The sequence below is a fragment of the Christiangramia crocea genome (assembly GCF_022410465.1).
Taxonomy (GTDB): Bacteria; Bacteroidota; Bacteroidia; order Flavobacteriales; family Flavobacteriaceae; genus Christiangramia; species Christiangramia crocea.
Genome location: NZ_JAJSON010000004.1, coordinates 15,772 through 37,754, shown reverse-complemented (window position 1 = coordinate 37,754; position 21,983 = coordinate 15,772). Strand labels below are relative to the sequence as shown.

Below are 21,983 nucleotides of genomic sequence, written 5' to 3'. Positions count from 1 at the left end.
GCCTTTCTTTTGCTATTTTTGAGTAGAACCGAAGAGATCTAGATCATGCCAGCCAACGAACTCGACCCTAATAAATGGGTCGATAAATATTCGGATTACCTGTTCAATTACACGATCGTTCGCGTAAACGATCGTGAGGTAGCTAATGATCTTATTTCTGAAACCTTTCTTGCCGCACTCAAATCAGCCAAATATTTCAAAGGAGAGGCAAGCGAACGTACCTGGCTGATTTCGATTTTAAAAAGAAAAATCATAGATTACTATCGCAAAATAAATTCGCGAAAGGGAAAGGCCGAGGTCAGGGTCAATTATACTGATGATTATAACGAAGGTGAATGGCTGGAAGAACAGGTGCCAGACCAGTTTGACCGCACGGCGGAAGATGAAATGGAAAACAATGAACTGGGGCTGGCCATTCTGGAATGTCTGGACAGTATCAACGAAAAGCATGCGTCCATTTTTAAAAGAAAGACAATTGATGGTGCAGATACCGAAACTATCTGTAATGAATTTAATATCACACCGTCTAACCTTTGGGTTATCATTCACAGAGCCCGCACTGCCCTTGCAGCCTGTTTGGAAAAAAATTGGTTCTAATTATGAGTAGGATGAGAAAACTTTTTTTTATCGATTGTTCCAAAGCGGCCGAGTGCTGTAATAAGTCACAGTACAAGGAAGCAAAGCCACTGGACAAAATGAAGCTCTTTCTCCACCTTACTTTTTGCCAGGCCTGCCGCAAATTTTCCTCTAAAAATTCCAAACTCACCGAAGCCATCAAAAAATCCAAAATTCAATCCTGTTCTGAAGAACAAAAACAGGCCTGGCGTGAACAGATTAAAAAGGAGTTTGCGGAAGATAATGTGTAAATACCCAGTAGAAACCTAAATAAAATACAGGAACCATCTCTACCCAGAACGAACAATAATACTTCTTCTGATCCCTGCCAGCTTTCCAAAGCAATATCCCACTTACCAAAAGAATTATGATAAAGGCCAGAAATTCAGCTGAACTAAATGAGTTTTGAATTATCTCTGAAAAAAAAATCAGAAGGATCAAAAAAAGGCCAAAAACTTTTGACTTAAAAACTCCCAGCCTTTGAGGTATGGTTCCCAGTGCCTCGTCGTCATATTTCAGGTCTCTTATTTCAAACGGAAGAGTTAGAACAATCACCAGGAATAATCTCTGGATAAAGTCCACCAGAATCCCGGTTCCTAAGTATGCTTCGGCATTAATAAGAGGTAGAAGTACCGTAGTGCCAGCCCAAACCACTGCAATAATAAAAATCTTTAATCCGGGAAGGCTTCTTAAATTCTTATCCTTTCCTAAAAACGGTACGGCATAGAATATTGTAAAAAGACCTAAAAACCCGGTTGCAATAAGCACCCTGATTTCCATCTGAAAAGTAAAATAGACCAGCGCTACAAAACTTAAAAAAGAAAATACCTGGATAAAACGCAGATTCCCTGCCAGGCTAAGATGATGAAGTTTTGCTATCCCCGCATATTTCACAAAGTTGTATCCGGTAATGGACGCGAAAAATATAAAGAATAAAAGATCTTTATCAATCTCCTGGTCATATTTAAGAAAGGTGATCAGGGTAAAAGCGACTATAGCCAGCGAAACATGAATGCTACTATTTATGTAGAGTTCAAAAGCATTTTGTAAATACTTCATCCTGCTAAATTACATATTATATCCTTTTGTAGAATGCGACCTAAAAATCTTAACAACTGTATGTCACTAAACAATAAAAAAATAGTCTGAAATTATGTATTTTCGCAGCACAAAAAACACAACTATATTTTAATGAGAACAGATTCTTTCGCATTACGCCACATAGGTCCTAAAGCTGAAAATCTACAGGAAATGCTGGACACTATTGGTGTTGAGACCATAGACCAGTTAATTTACGAGACTATCCCAGATGATATTCGCCTTCACAAACCTCTGGACCTTCCAAAGGCAATGAGCGAAAATCAGTATGCCGAACACATTAAAAAACTTTCTGAAAAGAACAGGGTTTTTAAGACATACATTGGTTTAGGATACCATCAGGCTATTTTACCGGCTGTGATACAGCGTAATATTCTGGAGAATCCGGGTTGGTATACAGCCTATACTCCGTATCAGGCTGAAATAGCTCAGGGTCGCTTAGAAGCTTTACTGAACTTCCAGACTATGGTAAGCGATCTTACCGGAATGGAAATTGCAAACGCCTCATTACTTGATGAATCTACTGCAGCTGCTGAAGCTATGGCGCTGTTGTATGCTGTTCGGGATAGAAAGCAGAAGAAGGCCGATGTAAATAAATTCTTTGTATCGCAACAGGTCCTGCCGCAAACCATCTCCTTAATGGAAACCCGGGCTAACTTCCTTGGAATTGACATGGTAGTAGGTGATCATGAAGATTTTGATTTCTCTGAAGAATATTTTGGTGCTTTAGTTCAGTACCCAGGCAAATTCGGACAGGTTTATGACTACTCAAATTTTGTCGAAAACTGCAAGAAATCTAATATAAAGACGGCGGTTGCAGCAGATATACTCAGCCTTGTAAAACTTCAGGCTCCTGGTGAGCTTGGTGTGGATGTAGTTGTGGGAACTACCCAGAGATTTGGAATTCCATTGGGTTACGGAGGTCCTCACGCGGCTTATTTTGCTACCAAAGAAGAATATAAGCGTAATTTACCGGGAAGGATAATTGGCCTTACCAAAGACCTTGACGGGAATAACGCATTAAGGATGGCTCTACAAACCCGAGAGCAGCATATAAAAAGAGATAAAGCTACCTCAAATATTTGTACTGCCCAGGTTTTGTTGGCAGTAATGGCTGGAATGTACGCGGTGTACCATGGTCCAAAAGGTCTTGAATATATTGCAGATATCGTTCATGCTTCTGCGGTTGGACTGGAAGATAATTTAAAGGATCTTGGATTTGAGCAATTGAACTCTGCCTATTTTGACACCCTTCATGTAAAGGCAGATGCGAAAAAGCTGAAAGAGATCGCAGAGAAAAATGAGATCAATTTCTTCTATCCGGATGCCGAAAGTGCCTGTATTTCTATAAATGAAACCACAACCACCGACGATATCAATGCCATTATCGCTGTTTTTGCTGAATTAGCAGGTAAAGCTAAAAAGGAGATTGCAGAACTTCCTGAAAGAAGTGCGATCCCCCAGAATCTACAGAGAAAAACCAGTTTCCTTACGCATGAAGTATTCAATTTATACCATTCGGAAACCGAGCTGATGCGTTACATCAAGAAACTGGAACGCAAGGATCTTTCTTTGAATCATTCAATGATCTCTCTAGGATCATGCACCATGAAACTGAATGCAGCTTCAGAAATGCTTCCGTTAAGTAATCCGCAATGGGGAAATTTACATCCTTTTGTACCGGTAGACCAGGCTGAAGGTTATCAGGTTGTTCTAAAAGAGCTGGAACATCAGCTAACCGAAATTACCGGCTTTGCGGCAACTTCTCTTCAGCCAAATTCTGGCGCTCAGGGAGAATATGCTGGATTGATGGTTATTAGAGCTTATCATGAAGCAAACGGAGAGGGACACAGAGATGTATGTTTGATCCCTTCTTCAGCACATGGAACCAATCCCGCTTCTGCAGTAATGGCTGGAATGAAAGTAGTTGTCACCAAGGCTACTGAGAATGGAAATATCGATGTGGAAGATCTTAGAGAAAAAGCTTTAAAATACAAAGATAATCTTGCGGCATTGATGGTAACTTACCCTTCAACGCATGGAGTATTTGAATCAGCTATTCGCGAGATCACAAATATCATCCACGAGAACGGAGGTCAGGTCTATATGGACGGAGCTAACATGAATGCCCAGGTTGGATTGACAAATCCAGGTAGAATTGGCGCTGATGTCTGTCATTTGAACCTGCATAAGACCTTCGCTATTCCTCACGGAGGCGGTGGTCCTGGAGTTGGACCAATCTGTGTTGCAGAACAGTTAAAACCATTCCTGCCCGGAAATCCTGTAATCAAGACCGGGGGAGAAAATGCCATCGGCGCTATTTCTTCTGCCCCTTGGGGATCTGCTTTGGTTTGCCTCATTTCCTACGGATACATAAAGATGCTTGGAACAGGAGGACTCCAGAAAGCGACCGAATATGCCATTCTGAACGCTAACTATATTAAAGAAAGACTTAAAGATCACTATAAAACCCTTTATTCGGGGGAAAGAGGCCGTGCAGCTCATGAAATGATCGTAGACTGCCGTCCCTTCAAGGAGAAAGGAATTGAGGTTACAGATATCGCTAAAAGGCTTATCGATTATGGATTTCATGCGCCGACCGTATCCTTCCCGGTAGCAGGAACTATTATGATAGAGCCTACTGAAAGCGAAAGTAAACCGGAACTTGACCGTTTCTGCGACGCGCTTATCTCTATTCGTCATGAGATAGACGAAGTCTCTTCAGATGACGGCAATAATGTTTTGAAAAATGCACCGCATACAATTCACATGTTGACCTCAGATGAATGGAATCTTCCTTATTCACGTGAGAAAGCCGCATACCCGCTAAATCATCTACATGATAACAAATTCTGGCCTAGTGTAAGAAGGGTGGATGAAGCATTTGGTGACAGAAACCTGATGTGTACCTGCCCTCCTACTGAGGAATATGCTGAAGCTTAAGATAGATTACAACAAAAATCAATGACAAGACAGGTTTTTTTATGTTCTAATATTTTAGGGATTTAAAGAGGATTTTACGACTATTTAATTAAATTGTAAACCCAATAAAATAAGAGCGCCATGAACTGCAAAATCACGGGAACAGGAAGTTATATTCCAAATGTAGTGACTACGAATGCCGATTTTGGTCAACATGAATTCTACAATGTAGATGGTACTACATTTCCTCATGATAATGAGACGACTATTAGAAAATTTAAGGCCATCACAGGAATTGAAGAAAGAAGATATCTTGATGAAAATCTTAATACTTCAGATATTGCCGTCATTGCCAGTCAGAAAGCTATTGAGAGTTCAGGTATAGATCCTGAAACCCTTGATTATATCATCGTGGCACATAATTATGGAGACGTTAAGACAGACTCCATCCAGAGTGACACTGTTCCCAGCATGGCTACCAGGGTGAAATCTCATTTAAGGATCAAAAATCCAAAATGTGTAGGATATGATGTACTTTTTGGATGTCCCGGATGGATAGAAGGATTGATCCAGGCGCAGGCATTCATTAAAGCCGGAATGGCGAAAAAATGTCTTGTGATTGGAGCCGAAGCACTTTCCAGAGTGGTCGATAAACATGATCGCGACTCCATGATCTTTTCTGATGGTGCCGGAGCTGTGGTTCTGGAGGCTTCTAATGATCCCGGTGGAATACTTTCTCATGAATCGGCAACCTATTCTTTTCAGGAAGCTGAATACATTTATTTTGGAAAGTCAAATGAATCAACGGCACCCGAAGATATCAGGTACATAAAAATGCACGGGCGAAAGATCTACGAATTTGCCCTAATGAATGTTCCCAAGGCTATGAAAGACTGCCTGGAAAACAGCGGAAAGTCCATCAAAGATCTAAAAAAGGTCTTTATTCACCAGGCTAACGAGAAAATGGATCAGGCTATTATAGACCGTTTTTATAAACTTCACGGGACAACGCCTCCAAAAGACGTTATGCCCATGACCATTCATGAATTAGGCAACAGCAGCGTTGCCACAGTTCCTACCCTGTTCGATCTCGTTTCAAAAGGCAAGATAAAAAACCAGGATTTGAAAAAAGGCGACATCATTATGTTTGCCAGTGTAGGAGCGGGAATGAATATAAATGCGATCACCTATCAGATCTAGAATGTACGAGACAAACTTTCCTGAAAAGCGATATAAAAAAACCTTAGAATTTTTAAAAGAATCAGTTCCTCCACCGGCCAGGGTACTTGATCTTGGAGTTAAAAATCCTTTTACATATATCATGAAGGAAGAAGGCTATCAAGTACAAAACACTACAGGCGAAGACCTGGATGATGATTTCACCGCTGTGCAAAATGAAGAATTTGATCTGGTTACGGCTTTCGAAATATTTGAACATCTGGTTGCTCCATATAATATTTTAAAGGAAATAAGAGCCGATAAACTTATAGCAAGCATACCTTTAAAATTATGGTTTTCCTCTGCATATCGAAGTAAAACAGATAAATGGGACCGGCATTATCATGAATTTGAAGACTGGCAGTTCGATTGGCTTTTAGAAAAAAGCGGCTGGGAAATTAAGCAAAGAATAAAATGGGCTCATCCTGTAAATAAGATTGGAATTCGGCCCGTCCTAAGAAAATTCACTCCCCGCTATTATGCGGTTTATGCTGAAAGAATATAGAGCTTCTACTGGCAAAACTATATCTTAGCACTTCACAAGAATTTCAGTTCCATTGAAGATCTATATTGTAATACCTGCTCATAACGAAGGTGGCTTTATCACGCAAACTCTTGAGTCACTGTCCAGGCAAAGCCTTCTACCGGATAAACTGGTTGTGGTAGATGACGGATCTACCGATAATACTTCAGCCATAGTAGAAGAATATGTAAAGAAATATCCCTTCATTCAACTGGTAAAAAATAACTCTTCTACAGAACACGCACCAGGAAGTAAGGTGGTAAATGCTTTTTATAAAGGATATTATAAATTGGATGAGGACTTTGATGTAATATGTAAATTTGATGCCGATCTTATCTTCCCCGAAAATTACCTTGAAAGGATCGCCTCCTATTTTGAAAATGATTTCCAGGCCGGGATGGTTGGTGGTTTCTGTAGTGTACAAAGAAAAAATAAATGGGTACCCGAAAATCTAACTGGGAAAGACCATATTCGAGGCGCTTTAAAAGCTTACCGAAAACATTGCTTTATTCAAATAGGACAGCTCAAACCGGCCATGGGATGGGATACCGCTGATGAATTACTGGCAAGATTTCATGGTTGGAAGGTGATTACTGATGAGTCGTTACTGGTGAAGCACCTTCGCCCCACCGGGATGAATTATTTTGAACACTCCGGGCGCAAACAGGGAGAAGCTTTTTACAGATTGAGATACGGAAGCCTTCTCAGTATTATTGCTTCAGCCAAGCTAGCCGCAATGAAGATGAACCCTTTTGCTTTTGCTCATTATATGGCAGGCTATTTTAAGGCTAAAAATAAAAAACGGCCTTTTCTAGTATCTGAAGAAGAAGGCCGCTTTATAAGAAAACTTCGCTGGGCGAATATCAGGAAAAAATTCGCCTGAAAGTTATTTTTTAAGTATCTCGGTCAATAATCTACCGGTCGCTGCATTCGGAAAGGATATTCCTAAGAAAGCGGAAACAGTTGGTGCTATATCGGGAATTTCAGATCGCTCATAGGTACTTCCGCTTTTTATCCCCTTTCCATAAAAGATGAGTGGCACATGAGTATCATATAAGAAACCACTCCCGTGAGTAGTTCCTTTTTCAGGATAAACTATATAACCCGGATCCAGTACAAATACTACATCCCCGCTGCGTTTCTGATTATAACCTTTTTGAATAAGATAACCTATCCCATTATTATAATTTCCGGTTTGCAGTTGCTCCCTGGTAAAAACATGGGATATATTCTCTTGCTGTAGGAGATAATGTGCTATTCTATCCTGTACCTCATTAGCATCCAGATCTTCTTCCTTCAGGACATTATAATCAAAAAATACCTGAGTATTGGAGACATTTTGTATAAGATCGTCCACGTCATATTCCTGCTTTACAAATTCTTCAAGCATTTCTTTACTCTTTATATCATCAAAATAGCCGGCAGGAATTTTTTGCGTCCTCAAGTATGAAGGAACATCTACTCCTCCATGGTCGGCAGTAAGAAATACCATGTATTGTCCCTCCCCCACTTCCTGGTCCAGATATTTGAGAAAATCTGCCAGAGCAAGATCAAGCCTTAAATAAGTATCCTGGATCTCTTTGGAGTTAACACCAAATTTATGCCCCACATAATCGGTACTTGAAAAGCTTAAAGTAAGAACATCGGTTATATCATCTTCACCCAGAGATTCTCCCTTAATGGCCGCTTTAGCAAATTCGGCAGTAAGATCGTTTCCATATGGTGTGGATTTAATAATATCAAACTGTCCATTTTTGGAGGCTAATTCCGGCAGATCATATGGGAATCTTGCCTTTTCTTTCCCCCGAAAACCTAATTCAAAATTATTTTCATCTTTACCGCTTTCATTATAGTTCTTAATATCCCTTAAAGTATTCCATGGCTTCAAATAAGATCTGGCTTTTCCTGAGCTGTTAAAATCTTTTACCCATTTAGGCAATTCATCCATATAAAAGCTACTCGTAATCCATTTTGCCTCATCAGTACCGTGAAACCAGTATGCGGCATTGGCTGTATGCCCTGCGGGCAGTATTGCGCCGCGATCCTTCAATGCGATTCCAATGGTCTTTCCTCGCATTTGGGTGTGCAGGCGGTTCTCATCAGCAAAAGTGGTAGACATCATCCTGTGAGGAGACATCTTCCCTGCCGGACTTTCAGTCCCCACAGGCTCTACAGATTCATCCCCGGCGCAATAGACCTCCCGATCTTCAAATTTATTGAACCAGCTATTGCTAATTATTCCATGGGAAGCCGGAGTGGTTCCGCTAAATACTGATGCGTGACCGGGTCCGGTGTAGGTAGGAATATAATTGAAATGATTATTCTTAAAGACATAACCATCATTGACCAGCCGTTTGAAACCCTCATCGCCAAAATCATCCCAAAAACGGGTTAGGTAATCATACCTCATCTGGTCCACTACAATTCCAACAACAAGTTTAGGTTTATTTTCTACGATTTGTGCTTTTGAAGCAAAACTTAAAAGCATTATAAAAGCTAAAAAATACCGTATCATCAATGCAAATTTTATTTAAGACTTCAAAAATACTAAACTTGAAACGCTAAACTTTAATTAGACGTTAAATACTTTCGAATGAAATTTTAGTATTTTAGCCTTTCAAAATTCGATTAATGACCTACCTGCACTCCATTGGGGAATATTTTTTAATGCTTAAAGGAGTTTTTGGCCGGATGACCAAAGGTTCGGTACTTCGGAATCTGATCCTCAAAGAAATCAATGATCTGATCATGGGGTCTATGGGTATTGTTGCATTTCTGTCATTTTTCATTGGAGCAGTAGTAGCAATCCAAACGGCTCTAAACCTGAACAATCCGTTAATCCCCAAATCACTGGTGGCATATGCGGCAAGACAATCTGTGATACTCGAGTTTTCACCTACTTTCATCTCTATTATCATGGCGGGTAAGGTTGGATCTTTTATAACCTCCAGTATTGGTTCCATGCGGGTGACTGAACAGATAGATGCACTGGAAGTCATGGGAATAAATTCGAAGAACTACCTGATCTTCCCTAAGGTAATAGCGATGCTTACCTATCCTTTTGTTATATCCATATCCATGTTCCTGGGAATAGCTGGCGCCTATACAGCGGCTGTTTTAGGAGGCTTTGTTACATCAGACCAGTTTATAACAGGTCTACAGGATGAATTCATTCCTTTTCACTTAACATACGCCTTTTTAAAAACAATTTTATTCGCCTTTATCCTTGCCACGGTTCCCGCATATCATGGTTATTATATGAAGGGAGGAGCACTTGAAGTTGGCCAGGCTGCCACCACCTCTTTTGTCTGGACCAGTGTAGTACTTATCGTAACTAATTATCTTGTTACGCAACTCTTATTAAGCTAAAGCATGATTGAAGTAAAGAATTTATATAAATCTTTTGGCGGGCAGGAAGTGCTTAAGGGTATTGACTATACTTTTGAGAGAGGTAAAACTAATTTAATAATTGGTCAGTCAGGTTCCGGAAAGAGTGTTTTCCTGAAATGCATGCTTGGGCTGTTTAAGCCGGATAAAGGAACCATTGCCTATGACGGAAAGCCCTACTCTTCATTTTCAGATGAAGAACAAAGAGAACTTAGGAAAGAAATTGGAATGTTATTCCAGGGAGGTGCCCTGTTCGATTCCATGACCGTGGAAGAGAATATAATGTTCCCGCTTAAAATGTTCACCAAACAACGAAAAAGCGAGATGCAATCAAGAGTGCGTGAAGTTCTTGAAAGGGTAAACCTTGAAGGAACCGGTGACAAAATGCCTTCTGAGATTAGCGGAGGAATGCAAAAGCGTGTGGCGATCGCAAGAGCCATTGTGAACAAACCAAAATACCTCTTTTGTGATGAACCAAACTCTGGCCTTGACCCTAAAACTGCCACAGTAATCGATAATCTCATCCAGGAACTAACCCATGAAAATGATATTACCACGGTACTCATTACTCACGACATGAATTCCGTTCTTGAGATAGGTGAACGTATAGCGTTTCTTAAAGATGGAGTACTTGCATGGAAAGGCACTAAAGACGAGATTTTCAAAACTACAGATGAGACCGTAACCGACTTTGTATATTCATCTGATCTTTTTCAGAAAGTTAGGGACGCCCAGCAAAAAGAATAATACCTATCTAACATTCTTTATAGCGATCGTATCCAGCTTTAATCGCAACTTCATCCAGTTCTCAAATTTCTGTTGTTGTTCTCTAAGCTCGGCACTTTGTATTTCAGAATTCCAGGTGACGGTAAATGTGGGGATAGTATCCAGTTTTTGAAAATTGGTTGTAATAAGATTAGAGTAGCCTATCTCTTCAATGTTCTCATAGTTGATCTTCGCCTCCTGGCTTAGGTCTGAAAAAGAAAATTGATCCCCGCGATACTTGGCGAGTTCTGTTTCCAGTAATTCAATTCTCTTATCCTTGTTTTCCAGTACTTCCTGATTTTTTACATATAGATCTTCCAGGATTCCGCTCCTAACCTCTGTAGACAACCTATTAATATCCTGGGGTTGATTATTTCCCTGATGCACTATCAACTCTGATTCTTTTAAAGCTTCAATCTCCCCCATACGCTGCTCCCAGGTTTCGATAGTTCCCTGAGGCACCTGGTTTCCTATGAGATAAACCTCAAGCGTCCTGGTCTTATATTCCTTGGTTGCCTTGATGGTTTCTGCACCGGCATATTGCACCGTCTCGTTAAAAAACTCATCAGCCTTGCTCTCATAAACCTGTTGTCTCAGCAAATTGACAAAAAGAATCACACTGGGAATCATGACTATTATCGCAATAGTAGAGGCTACCTGCGCTATTTTTCTGCGTCTTCTGCTGTTAGCATATTTTACCAGAGGAAAACCAAGGAGTTTTGCAACCACAAAAGTCGACAGGGCAATGAACACCGCATTAATCGAAAAAAGATATATCGCCCCAAGAGCAAACTGCCATTTTCCGTTTGCCAGACCGTAACCAACCGTACATAGAGGAGGCATAAGGGCTGTAGCGATAGCAACACCCAGAATAACACTGGCAATAGTTCCTTTTTTTGTCTTGGCCACAATGAGGGCCAAACCACCGAAAATTGCCACTAAAACATCAAGAATTGTAGGATAGGTACGTGCAACGAGCTCGGGCGTTTCATTTTTAACCGGCGAAATGAAAAAGTATACGGTAGCCGTTAAAACACTTAGCCCTACCATAATACCCAGGTTAACAAACGATCTTCTAAGTGTATCCACATCGTTGATGGCAACAGACATGCCCACACCAACAATTGGCCCCATTAAAGGAGAAATAAGCATTGCACCTATCACTACCGCAGTACTGCTTACATTAAGCCCAATGGAAGCGACAAATATTGAAAATATAAGGATCCATGCATTATGACCTTTAAAGGAGATATCTTTCTGGACCGCTTCCATAGTAGATTCCCTGTCGGTATCTGTTCTTATATCGAGTAAACGACTAAAGAAACTTCTTGCACGGTCGCGCATCTGCTTGGCATCTTCAGCCATGATCTCACGATCGGAATTAACTTTTCCGCTATTCTCCTTATTATTCGTATTTGCCATTTTTTAACCTAATTGGTCGCCAAACTCCTTCATCACCTCTTCCCTTAACTTTTTTATTTCCTGCTCTTCAGATTTTGGTACTATCATCAATACGTCTTTATCTTCCACAATAATATAATCTGAAATCCCTTTAAGAACTACGATCTTTTTATTGTAACTCGAAATAATATTATTGCTGGCATCGTGGCTATGAAGCCTTGCATTGATAAGGGTATTTCCTTTTTCATCTGACGGCAGCTCACTTTGAACTGAAGACCAGGCACCCAGATCGCTCCATTTAAAATCCACAGGAATCACATAGACCGAATCTGCTTTCTCCATTATTCCATAGTCAATTGAAATATTACTGGCCCGAGAATAATTCTTTTCAAGAAAATCTTTTTCACTGGCTGTATTCCATAGCTTTTCGCCTTTTTCAAAAATGCCATACATCTCTGGCATATGTTTTTTGAAATTCTCTATTATAAACCTTGCACTCCAAACAAATATTCCAGCATTCCACACATAATTACCCGCCTCCAGAAATTTTTCGGCTTTTTTGAGATTTGGTTTTTCGGTGAATTCCTCTACCTTTTTAAGCGAATTTTTTTCGGATTTATCATATTTAATATACCCATATCCCGTATTGGGAAAAGTTGGTTCAATACCTAAAGTTATCAGCCTATCGTCCTTCTCGACTCCGTCAAATGCCGACTGAATGGTTTCCAGAAAGACAGCTTCATCTTTGATCCAGTGATCGCTTGGAGCTACGATAGTAAGAGCGTCAGGATTCTTAGCAAAGATCTTTAATGCGCCAAGCAATATACTTGGTGCTGTATTCCTCATTTCAGGTTCAGGGACTATTTGCTCATCCTTAATTTGCGGAACCTGATCCTTTATCATCTCCACATACTTTTTATTAGTAAGTATATAGATGTTCTCTGAAGGAATAAGCGTGGAAAGTCTATTGAACGTAGTTTGAAAAAGGGTTTCCCCAACACCAAGAATGTCTATAAACTGCTTGGGATTGGAGGCTTTGCTGGATGGCCAGAACCTGGATCCAACACCTCCAGCCATAACAATCGCATAATAATTATCCTTCTTGGTTCCTAGCATATATTCAAAACTTTAATAAATGTACTTCAGCGTTTGGCTGAAAAAGATAAATTCTCCCCGTATCCACTTCAAGACATTCATAACGCTTTATCTTCCTCTGACCCTTTTTAAAGGTTTTTCCGTTATGTATCTTAAAAATGCTTCCTAATGGGATCTCAAAAATATAGTTTTTATCATTCTCCGGATCAAATGTTTTTAGCGCAACCGATAATTGAGCATCAGTATCACTGCTTGCCCGGGGATTCCTGAAATGACTGGCAATTACCGGGAGTAATGAATTTGGAAATATCTCGGGTCTGATAAAAGGAAGCATCAAACTCCTAAAGCAATGTTTCCACTCAGGGCCATGAGGTTTGATATGCCTTCCATACTTTTCGAATGCGATCAAATGGGCGACCTCGTGTATGGTGGTAATCAGAAACCGGTATTTGTTAAGATTTGCATTAATGGTGATCTGTTGAGATCCATCTGGCATTCGCCGATAATCACCATGGCGAGTCACTCTTTCATTAACGATCTTCAGATGAACCCCATTCATCTTGATAAGCTCAGAAACAGGCTCAACTGAATTTAACGGTAAATATTTCTTAAGGATATCTTTCATGGGTCAGGGAGTGCTATTAGACACCTGCATGATCTTTCCGTTATAATATTTATTTCCTTTTAAACTGAAATCAACAATATATTCAGCCATCTCCTTTGCAGAGACCGGAGCTTTATATCCCGGGAATGCCTCTTCGAGCATTTCGGTTTGAACAGCTCCCAAAGCCAGTGCATTGAAAGAAGGACCACTTTCCTTGTATTCTTCAGCCAGTAATTCGGTAAGCGTAATTAAAGCTCCCTTACTTGAACTATAGGCAGCAAGGCCGGGAAACTTCATACTGCCTTGAATCCCTCCCATACTACTGATATTTAGCACATGAGAATCTTTATTCATAAAGCGAAGAAATTTTCGTGTGATGGTGGCTACCCCAAATACATTTACCTCGAAAATAGCCCTGAAGTCATCTGATCTCGTTTCCTTAAAAGGCTTGTTTAAAAGAGCTCCTGCATTGTTTATAAGAATATCTACCCGTGAATTCCAGTTCTCTTCAATGAAGCTTTCAGCCCTGATATGAGAGTCTTCATCTGTAATATCAAAGGAAAAGCAACTTACATTTTCCAGGTTCTTATTGGCTACAGGTTTCTTATTTCGTGACAAAGCCAGCACATTAAATCCCATTTCTGAAAAAATGGTAACCATTTCAAGGCCTATTCCCCTGCTTGTTCCTGTTATAACAACATTCTTCATTAATCCGTGAGTTTAATTTCCTTTTCTTCGGTATTGGCCATTTTAAGCAGTCCCGGCAAAAGTTTTTCTACCAATGCAGCCATATGCTCATAATCCATAAATTCTGCTTCATCATTAACATGATGATAATATGGATAGTTTGAGAAATCGAATGTACAAATAGTCTGTGCCGGTATTCCAAACTCCTCATGGAAAGGGTAGTTATCGCTTCTCTTAAAAAGACTGAGTTGTTTTGCCTGAGGCAGAAAGCCCAGGATTTCTTCTCCACCGGAATATTCATTGAATTTCTCTGCGAGATTTGAATTCTCATAACCTGTAATGTAGGCAAGGTATTCTTTAGCCTTCATAGGAACACCAATCATCTCTAGGTTTACCATGGCATAAAGATCAAGATCTTCTCCCTTTAGTTTTTCGGCTAAATGCTTAGATCCTTTCAATCCTTTTTCCTCACCTGAGAACAGGACGAACATGAGGCTCCTTTTATTCTCCTTTAATGTCCCAAAGTATTTTGCCAGTTCAATAACTCCAACTGTACCTGAAGCATTGTCATTGGCACCATTGGCGATCTTATCTCCATCAACCGGTTCACCTTCACCAATATGGTCGTAATGCGCACCTATTATTATATATTCATCTTTAAGTTCTTCATCGACCCCCTCGACTATCCCAACTATATTGAAAGCGTGTAGATCGTCTATCATAAAACTATCCCGATATGTTTCAAAATAAGGTTTCAGCCCAGATTCGCTGAATTTATCTTCAATAAATTCAGCAGCCATATCGATCTCCCCGGATCCCGTATTACGGCCCGCCAGTTCATCAGAAGCCAGATACTCCATAGACAGCCTGACCTCATCCGGCAAAATTTCTCCTTCTATATTTTTTAAGGCCTGGGAATGAACCGGGAGGACTATAAGAATCATCAGTAACAACGCCCCCAGGGCTGGTAAAAATCTATATCTTCTCATATCGCTAAAGATAAAAAAATCCCGCGATTAAGCGGGATTCAGAATATTTATTAGAGCTTCAACTTAAGCCAGCATTGTTACCGGACTCTCAAGATAGGTCTTTAAAGTTTGCAAGAAAGCAGCTCCCGTTGCTCCGTCTACCGTACGGTGGTCACAGGCCAGGGTCAGCTTCATGGTATTACCTACAACGATCTCTCCATTTCTCACTACTGGTTTTTCTACAATCGTTCCAACAGAAAGAATGGCTGAATTTGGCTGATTTATAATACTGGTGAATTCAACTATTCCAAACATTCCAAGATTCGACACGGTAAAGGTACTGCCTTCCATATCACTTGGCTGGATCTTTTTGTTACGTGCTTTCCCCGCAAGATCCTTTACATTACTTCCTATTTGGGTCAGAGACATCTGATCTGCAAATTTAAGCACCGGTACCACAAGACCTTCTTCAACCGCCACAGCAACTCCCATATGGATATGCTTGGCAATTTTAGTAGTATCTCCTGTCCATTGACTATTTACCTGCGGATGTTTTCTTAAGGCCATCGCAGATGCTTTGATCACCATATCATTGAAAGAAACCTTAACATCTGGCATCTCATTGATATGCTTACGCGATGCCATCGCATTTGCCATATCAACCTCTATGGTAAGATAGTAATGCGGAGCAGTAAATTTAGATTCACCTAAACGCTTGGCGATAACTTTACGCATTTGCGAATTCTTACGCTCATCAAAGCTCTCCTCTCCTGCAGGCACATAAGGCTGTGCCGCTGCCGTTGTTTCGGCCGCCGTATCTTTCTTCGCTTCTGCAGGTTTTTCAACTCCTTTGAAGTCCTCAATATCTTTCTTTACAATTCTTCCGTTCTCCCCAGAACCCTTGACATCAGAAAGATCTATCCCTTTATCTTCTGCCATTTTCTTAGCAAGAGGAGAAGCAAAAATTCTCTCTCCATCTTTTCCTTGTGACTGAGAACCGGATTTCTTCTCTTCGGCGTCCTCCTTATCGGAATCTTTAGAGGTATCGGTTTGTTTATCCTTTGCTGAATCAGAGGTCTTCTTTTTAGAACCACCACCGGTAGTATCTATTTTGGAAACATCAGTTCCTTCAGGGCCAATAATGGCAAGTAAACTATCTACCTTAGCCGATTCACCTTCCTGGATTCCTATCTTTAAAAGAGTTCCTTCATAGAAAGATTCAAATTCCATGGTAGCCTTATCGGTCTCTATCTCGGCAAGGATATCTCCTTCTTCCACTTTATCACCTTCCTGCTTAAGCCATGAAGCCACAGTACCTTCTTCCATGGTATCACTTAAACGTGGCATTTTTATTATCTCGACTCCTTCCGGGATCTCTCCCCCTTCATCATCACCTTCCTCTTCAGAAGATTCTTCCTTTTTGGATTCCTCTTCTTTTTTATCTTCTTTCTTATCAGCAGAGTCATCACCCCCGCCTTTGATAAGGTCTGAGATGTCTTCATCTTCCTCTCCAATAATGGCCAGAAGCGCATCAACCGGAGCGCCATCACCTTCTTCCACACCTATATGAAGCAAAGTCCCTTCATAAAAGGATTCGAATTCCATGGTTGCCTTATCGGTTTCGATTTCGGCTAAAATATCACCTTCTTCTACCTTGTCTCCTTTTTTCTTAAGCCACTTCGCAACGGTACCTTCTTCCATGGTATCGCTCAAGCGCGGCATTTTGATAACTTCTGCCATAGTCTAATCTAATTTATGTGCTAGGAAAGGATAATCTTCCTGTTCGTAAACCACGTCATACATAACATTTTTATCAGGGAAGTCAGATTCCTCTGCGAACTTCTCGCATTCTGAAACCCTGTCTTTAACGCGTTTATTTATTTCTTTAATTTCCTTTTCTGAAGCGTATTTTTTGTCTTTGATAATATCAAGTACCTGGGTAATAGGATCAAGTTTTTGATATTCAGCCACTTCGTCTTTAGTTCTGTATTTCTGAGCATCACTCATTGAATGACCTCTGTAACGATAAGTTTTTAATTCCAGGAAAGTTGGTCCATCACCTTTTCTTGCTCTTTTGATAGCTTCATCAAAAGCTTCGGCAACTTTTACCGGATTCATGGCATCTACCGGTCCGCATGGCATTTCATAACCATTTCCTAATTTCCAGATCTCGGTGTCCTTAGAAGTACGCGCAACAGAAGTACCCATCGCATATCCGTTATTCTCAACACAGAAGACCACTGGAAGATTCCAGTTTACAGCCATATTAAGGGTTTCATGAAGAGAGCCCTGTCTCACAGCACCATCACCCATAAAAGTTAAGGTAACACTATCCCTTTTGTGATATTTATCTGCAAAAGCAAGTCCGGCTCCGATAGGAATCTGACCTCCTACGATCCCATGACCTCCATAGAATCTATGCTCTTTAGAGAAAATATGCATAGAACCACCAAGCCCCTGGGAGGTTCCTGTTCCCTTTCCATAAAGCTCGGCCATCACTCTTTTAGGGTCTACACCCATCCCAATTGGCTGAACGTGATTACGGTAAGCAGTGATCATACGATCTTTCTCCAAATCCATCGCATGCAGTGCTCCCGCCAAAATGGCTTCCTGCCCGTTATATAAATGTAAAAATCCTCTAACTTTCTGCTGAATGTAAACCTGCGCAAGCTTATCTTCGAATTTGCGCCAGAACAACATCTCCTCGTACCACTTCAGATAGGTGGCTTTTGTTATTTTCTTCATTTAAAATCTATATTTTAAGGCCAGACAGATTGGTTTTGCCAAGCGGGTAACAAAAATACTATTTTCAATAAGAAACGAAAACAGTTTTATGGCAAAAATACGAAAACCTTATAGGCAGGAGTTATCAAAAACCAGCGGCAACAGATCTTTAACCGAATCTGCCTTTACCACCTTACCGGTTTCTCCCATAAAATAAAGCTCAATTGGCTCATCCTGTTTCACTTCGTATTCCACCAGGGCCTGCCTGCAGGCACCACATGGCGGTACCGGCGAAACGACCTGATGCCTTAGGGATCTGGCGGTTATAACTATCTTTAAAATACGTACATCCGGATATCTTGCTCCTGCCGCATAAACCGCAGTTCTTTCAGCACAAAGGCCCGAAGGATAAGAAGCATTTTCCTGATTACTCCCAATAACCACTTTATTATTTTCCAGAATAATTGCAGCACCCACCTTAAACCTCGAATAAGGTGCATAAGCAGATTCCCGGGCTTCAACAGCAGTCTGCATTAGTTCCTGTACATCCTGAGGAAGCTCCTCTGGCGATTCATAAACTTCCAGCCGGGAAGTAATGGTAAGTGGCTTCATAAAATTTTATTGGGAAGACAAGGTAAAAGAAACCTTTGCGGTTTCAAACCCCGATAAGATAGTTTTAAGATTTAAAAAGTGATTAATTATTGAAACTGTCACCAAAATTAAAACTTAAACCAAACCTAAGCGTCCCCTCAAGCGGACTTGGCACCGAAGAGGTGGAAAAAAGATAAGAAGCATCAATAATTACTGATTCATAGGCGAAGCCAGCACCCAGTGAGAAAAATCTTCGAAATCCTTTTTCTTCACTTTCATTGAAGTAACCAGCCCTAAGCGCAAACTTATCCTGGTACCAGTATTCAGCTCCAAGGGCCAGGGTGAATTCTTTAAGTTCTTCGGAAAATCCATCTGGGGCATCCCCGAAAGATTTAAAAATACCCTCAATAGAACCTATATCATTATATTGTTCATCATCTTCCGCATCAATATCACCATCCCCATCAAAGTCCTGTGGAGTAGGAACCAAGAGCTTATTAAATTCGATATAGGTTCCCAAACGATTATCTATATCAAAAATAAAATCAAAGCCTGCTCCAGCCTTCAGATTGGTAGGAATAAAATTCTCCTGTCCGGCATCGTCATATTTCATTTTGGGCCCGATATTGGCAATATTGGCACCTATTCGCCACATTCCGTCAAAACCACTGAAAGTAAGCTGATCACTTTGATAGAAGGCGGCCACATCTACTCCAAAAGTTGATCCGGACGTATCTTCATTTAAATCAACCCGAAGATCTGATCTTAAATATCTCCCTGCCACAGCCATGGAAAAGGTTTCACTGAGCTTCAGGGAATATGATAGATCAAAAGTAAATTCATTCGGGCTAATAATAAGTGGATTTTCTTCAAATGTATTTCGAGTCTCTATATTACCCAGACTGAAATACCTTAAGCTACTCGCTACTGCACTACGGTCATCAATTTTATGATGATAATTAAGACTCCCTAAAAAGATATCGTTTACAATCTCACTCAGGTAAGGAGAATAGGAAATTGAAACGCCATTTTCACGGGTTGCAAATGCATACTTCGCAGGATTCCATTGTTGTGAAAAGACATCAGGAGAAGTTGCTACCCCCTGATCTCCCATCCCGGCAGCCCTGGCATCAGCAGCTACTAACAAAAACGGAACAGCAGTAGTGATAACCCTGTCCCTTTGTCCCTGTGCAAACGTGGAGAAATCGGCAAAAGTTATTGCCACTATCAGAAAGAATGTAATTTTTTTCATTATAGCAGTTAATGATAACAAATATATAGTAATATTCCTGTTAAGAAAGGACCATTTAAAGAAAAAGCATCCTTAAAAAGAATAAACTCAGTAAATTTTTGATTGTAACTATGCTAGGGGTTAATGAAGATAACTCAAAAAAAATGAAATTATTGTAAGCATCTGACAAGAGACCAAAAAAATCGATAAAATCTAAAAAGTGAATACAATTTAAGCTGAATTCCATCGTTAATCAATGCCGGAAAGTCAGAAAACCTAAAAGCCTAATAATTAACCCGATATAAATTTAGCTTAGGTTGTAGCGTATCAGACAGTTATACAATATTTCACTGTTTTAGAATTAACAAAATAATCTTGTACATTTAGCGTTAATTAGTATATTGCAAGGCCTAAATTTCTATCATAAAGAAGGAAATAATATGAAATTGAATGTAGCTTTAAAAGCCGTTATTGCTGTTGTTTGTGGCGTTAGCTTACTAAGCTGTAATAAATCCAACAATTACAAAAACACTTCCCGCGCAACCGGATGGGATATAAATTCGGATGAAGGCGGGTTCCAGTATAATACAGATTATAAGGAACAGGAGGCAGCTCCGGGACTTGTGTTTGTTGAAGGAGGAACTTACACCATGGGACGTGTACAGGACGACCCTATGCATGACTGGAACAACACTCCAACCCAGCAACACGTCCAGTCCTTTTATATGGATGAGACCGAGGTAACCAATAAGATGTACCTCGAGTACCTGGACTGGTTAAGAAGAGTTTTTCCTCCAAGCGAGGAAAATTACAAGAACATTTATAATGGCGCCCTGCCTGATACTCTAGTATGGAGAAACCGTCTTGGCTACAATGAAACAATGGTAACCAACTATCTTCGCCACCCGGCCTATGCAGAATACCCGGTTGTTGGAGTAAGCTGGATCCAGGCAGTGGAATTCAGTAAATGGAGAACAGATCGTGTAAACGAATACCGCCTGGAAGAAGAAGGCTATATTAAGGAAGGTGCTCATATTACAGATGTAAACGCTTCTTCAACATTCAACACCGAAACTTATATTCACACCCCCAGTAAGGCATATGGTGGCAACACCGAAATAAGCCAGGGTGGTGATGAAGCTCAGGACAGGCTTAACGAAACAAATGAAGCCGGAGATCCTGTAAAAAAGGTATATCCCGGTCGTGAAAGTGGACTTATCTATCCTGAATACAGACTACCAACCGAAGCTGAGTGGGAATATGCCGCATTGGGGCTTACCGGAATAAGAAGTTATAACATCTACCGGGGTAGAAAGAAATATCCATGGGACGGACAGTACACCAGAAATGGTGATGTAAAGAAAATGGGAGACCAGCTTGCCAACTTCAAACAGGGAGATGGTGATTACGGTGGAATAGCCGGATGGAGTGATGATGGTGCCGATATCACCGCTGAAGTTAAATCTTATGAGCCTAACGACTTTGGGCTATACGATATGGCAGGAAATGTTGCCGAATGGGTAGCAGATGTTTACCGTCCTATTGTGGATGACGAATTCAACGACTTCAACTATTATCGTGGTAACGTTTATACCAAGCATGCGATCACTGAAGACGGAACGGTGAAGGTTGTTGGTACTGAAGATATCGTATATGATACTTTGAGCAACGGTAAACTTGTAGCGAGAAATCTTCCAGGAGAGATCGCACAGGTGCCCGTTACCGAAGAAGACACTTATATGAGAACCAACTTTACTGAAAGTGACCAGAGGGATTTTCGTGATGGTGACAAGAGTTCAAGCAGATATTATCAGCCTTTCCAGGAAGTAGACGATCCTTCCAAGAGAATGTACAACTCTCCTACTTATGATAATTTTACCTATAGTGACAGCAGTGCAAATGCTACACTGGAGGAAAGAGGTTACGACAAGGAAAAGAGAACTACACTTATTAGTGACGAAGTAAGAGTTTACAAAGGAGGTAGCTGGAGAGACAGAGCATATTGGTTAGACCCTGCACAACGCCGTTACTTCCCTCAGGATATGGCTACCGATTATATAGGATTTAGAAACGCGATGTCCAGAGTAGGTTCAAAATCTTTAGATAAGAATAAAACTGCCCGAAGCAATTAGAAACCGGCATAGTATAAAATAA

General features: G+C 40.5%; 20 protein-coding genes. 9 read left to right on the top strand and 11 right to left on the bottom strand.

The genetic code is table 11. The features are described 5' to 3' along the window. Positions 1-45 precede the first annotated feature (45 nt). A complete protein-coding gene (locus LU635_RS00580; RefSeq protein WP_240095246.1) occupies positions 46-597 on the top strand; it encodes a sigma-70 family RNA polymerase sigma factor in 552 nt (183 codons plus the stop codon). 11 nt (positions 598-608) lie between these two features. Beyond that, on the top strand, positions 609-866 hold the full coding sequence (locus LU635_RS00575) for a hypothetical protein (protein WP_240095245.1): 258 nt from the start codon (positions 609-611) through the stop codon (positions 864-866). Here the strand turns inward: LU635_RS00575 and LU635_RS00570 are convergent. Further along, positions 835-1,674, bottom strand: a complete 840-nt coding sequence (locus LU635_RS00570) for a UbiA prenyltransferase family protein (protein WP_240095244.1) — start codon at positions 1,672-1,674, stop codon at positions 835-837. The genes LU635_RS00575 and LU635_RS00570 overlap by 32 nt on opposite strands. A 132-nt stretch (positions 1,675-1,806) precedes the next feature. Here LU635_RS00570 and gcvP point away from each other — a divergent pair, with 132 nt between their 5' ends. The 4 genes from gcvP to LU635_RS00550 all read left to right on the top strand — a co-directional run bounded on the left by gcvP (position 1,807) and on the right by LU635_RS00550 (position 7,259). Further along, the gene (gene gcvP, locus LU635_RS00565) at positions 1,807-4,656 is read left to right on the top strand and encodes an aminomethyl-transferring glycine dehydrogenase (RefSeq protein ID WP_240095243.1); all 2,850 of its coding nucleotides are present in this window, start codon (positions 1,807-1,809) and stop codon (positions 4,654-4,656) included. 120 nt (positions 4,657-4,776) lie between these two features. Next, a complete protein-coding gene (locus LU635_RS00560; protein WP_240095242.1) occupies positions 4,777-5,835 on the top strand; it encodes a 3-oxoacyl-ACP synthase III family protein in 1,059 nt (352 codons plus the stop codon). 1 nt (position 5,836) lies between these two features. Then, on the top strand, positions 5,837-6,358 hold the full coding sequence (locus LU635_RS00555; protein WP_240095241.1) for a class I SAM-dependent methyltransferase: 522 nt from the start codon (positions 5,837-5,839) through the stop codon (positions 6,356-6,358). Positions 6,359-6,410: 52 nt separating this feature from the next. Continuing rightward, on the top strand, positions 6,411-7,259 hold the full coding sequence (locus LU635_RS00550; protein ID WP_240095240.1) for a glycosyltransferase family 2 protein: 849 nt from the start codon (positions 6,411-6,413) through the stop codon (positions 7,257-7,259). Positions 7,260-7,262: 3 nt separating this feature from the next. Here the strand turns inward: LU635_RS00550 and pafA are convergent, their stop codons facing one another. Next, positions 7,263-8,891 carry an alkaline phosphatase PafA gene (gene pafA, locus LU635_RS00545; protein WP_240095239.1) on the bottom strand — a complete coding sequence of 543 codons (1,629 nt, stop codon included), beginning with the start codon at positions 8,889-8,891 and terminating at the stop codon, positions 7,263-7,265. A 116-nt stretch (positions 8,892-9,007) separates the two neighbouring features. On the opposite strand from pafA, the gene LU635_RS00540 reads away from it, so the two are divergent. Together LU635_RS00540 and LU635_RS00535 are read left to right on the top strand one after the other, a co-directional pair. Further along, positions 9,008-9,745: an MlaE family ABC transporter permease gene (locus LU635_RS00540; protein WP_240095238.1), complete on the top strand. Its 738-nt coding sequence runs from the start codon at positions 9,008-9,010 to the stop codon at positions 9,743-9,745. A gap of 3 nt (positions 9,746-9,748) precedes the next feature. Continuing rightward, positions 9,749-10,510, top strand: coding sequence for an ABC transporter ATP-binding protein (locus LU635_RS00535; protein ID WP_240095237.1), 762 nt, complete (start codon positions 9,749-9,751; stop codon positions 10,508-10,510). 3 nt (positions 10,511-10,513) lie between these two features. Here LU635_RS00535 and LU635_RS00530 read toward each other — a convergent pair whose 3' ends face one another. The 9 genes from LU635_RS00530 to porV all read right to left on the bottom strand — a co-directional run bounded on the left by LU635_RS00530 (position 10,514) and on the right by porV (position 19,850). Further along, on the bottom strand, positions 10,514-11,950 hold the full coding sequence (locus LU635_RS00530) for a DUF389 domain-containing protein (protein WP_240095236.1): 1,437 nt from the start codon (positions 11,948-11,950) through the stop codon (positions 10,514-10,516). A 3-nt stretch (positions 11,951-11,953) separates the two neighbouring features. After that, entirely contained in the window at positions 11,954-13,045 is a 1,092-nt protein-coding gene (locus LU635_RS00525) for a mannose-1-phosphate guanylyltransferase (RefSeq protein ID WP_240095235.1), read from the bottom strand. 4 nt (positions 13,046-13,049) lie between these two features. Next, the gene (locus LU635_RS00520) at positions 13,050-13,649 is read right to left on the bottom strand and encodes a SprT-like domain-containing protein (protein WP_240095234.1); all 600 of its coding nucleotides are present in this window, start codon (positions 13,647-13,649) and stop codon (positions 13,050-13,052) included. A 3-nt stretch (positions 13,650-13,652) separates the two neighbouring features. Further along, positions 13,653-14,336: an SDR family NAD(P)-dependent oxidoreductase gene (locus LU635_RS00515; RefSeq protein ID WP_240095233.1), complete on the bottom strand. Its 684-nt coding sequence runs from the start codon at positions 14,334-14,336 to the stop codon at positions 13,653-13,655. Beyond that, entirely contained in the window at positions 14,336-15,304 is a 969-nt protein-coding gene (locus LU635_RS00510; RefSeq protein WP_240095232.1) for a M28 family metallopeptidase, read from the bottom strand. The genes LU635_RS00515 and LU635_RS00510 overlap by 1 nt, the downstream gene beginning before the upstream one ends. Positions 15,305-15,367: 63 nt before the next feature. Next, a complete protein-coding gene (locus LU635_RS00505; RefSeq protein WP_240095231.1) occupies positions 15,368-17,023 on the bottom strand; it encodes a pyruvate dehydrogenase complex dihydrolipoamide acetyltransferase in 1,656 nt (551 codons plus the stop codon). Between the two features lie 3 nt (positions 17,024-17,026). Then, positions 17,027-18,028, bottom strand: coding sequence for a pyruvate dehydrogenase (acetyl-transferring) E1 component subunit alpha (pdhA, locus tag LU635_RS00500; RefSeq protein WP_240095230.1), 1,002 nt, complete (start codon positions 18,026-18,028; stop codon positions 17,027-17,029). 108 nt (positions 18,029-18,136) lie between these two features. Next, positions 18,137-18,619, bottom strand: coding sequence for a cytidine deaminase (cdd, locus tag LU635_RS00495; RefSeq protein ID WP_240095229.1), 483 nt, complete (start codon positions 18,617-18,619; stop codon positions 18,137-18,139). Positions 18,620-18,701: 82 nt separating this feature from the next. Continuing rightward, positions 18,702-19,850 carry a type IX secretion system outer membrane channel protein PorV gene (gene porV, locus LU635_RS00490; RefSeq protein WP_240095228.1) on the bottom strand — a complete coding sequence of 383 codons (1,149 nt, stop codon included), beginning with the start codon at positions 19,848-19,850 and terminating at the stop codon, positions 18,702-18,704. Positions 19,851-20,269: 419 nt separating this feature from the next. Here porV and gldJ point away from each other — a divergent pair, with 419 nt between their 5' ends. Continuing rightward, complete coding sequence (gldJ, locus tag LU635_RS00485) at positions 20,270-21,961, top strand: gliding motility lipoprotein GldJ (protein ID WP_240095227.1); 1,692 nt, start codon at positions 20,270-20,272, stop codon at positions 21,959-21,961. Positions 21,962-21,983 lie beyond the last annotated feature (22 nt).